Raw genomic sequence first — 994 nt, forward strand, 5'->3', positions numbered from 1 at the left:
ATTACTTTTTATTTTACTGCCATTTTTTAGTTATTGCCAGGATATCCTTTGGGAGAAATCCTATGGAGGGCAGCAGGCAGATTATCTTTTTGATGCCCAGCCCACGGCCGATTACGGTTTTATTTTGGCAGGCAGCTCACTTTCTAACAAAACAGGCAATAAAGACGATGATAACCACGGTGATCTGGATTATTGGATCTGGAAAATGAATGAAAAAGGAGACCTGGACTGGCAGAAAAGTATTGGGGGGAACGGTTTTGATTTGCTTCAAAGCATAAAAAACACCAAAGACGGCGGTTTTATACTGGCGGGTACTTCAAGCTCGGAAAGCGGTTTTCAAAAAGGCGAAGCGTGTAAGGGAATAACCGATTTTTGGGTTATAAAACTGGATGCTTCAGGTACCGAGCAGTGGCAGAGAACCATTGGAGGCACCGGTCAGGAAGAGCTGTTATGCGCTTTTCAGACCAGGGACGGAGGTTATATATTAGGAGGCTCTTCAGGCTCCAATCCTCCTTCGGTTTCAACTGCAAAACCGGACGGGAAATCAACCGTAACTACCAAAGCGGACTTATATAATAAATCAGAGAAAAGCAGGGGCAATATGGATTATTGGGTTGTAAAACTCAATAATGAAGGAATTATAGAATGGCAGAAAACCTATGGAGGAAAATATGCGGATCTGCTGAGAAGCATGGAACAGACTGCCGATAACGGCTACATTTTAGCAGGCTATTCCAGCTCACCTATATCCGGAGATAAAACAGAAGCCAATAAAGGTGTTGGCGATTACTGGATCATAAAAATTAACGACACGGGTGATATACAGTGGCAGAATGTTTATGGGGCAGAAGGTGATGACCAGCCGTATGTAATTCATCAGACCATCGATGGGGGATATATTGTGGGAGGGAATTCCAACAGCAAAAATGCCCTGACCACACAAGGCGGAATTGTAGGCAACGGAACAGATTTCTGGGTTTTAAAATTAGACGAA

At 43.5% G+C, this 994-nt stretch carries 1 pseudogene; it reads left to right on the forward strand.

Annotated features, from left to right (window positions below):
- Positions 1-994 (forward strand): annotated as a pseudogene (locus GKZ86_RS25320) (T9SS C-terminal target domain-containing protein); the annotation flags it as partial.

This window comes from Flavobacterium sp. LC2016-13 (genome assembly GCF_009707955.1).
GTDB lineage: Bacteria > Bacteroidota > Bacteroidia > Flavobacteriales > Flavobacteriaceae > Flavobacterium.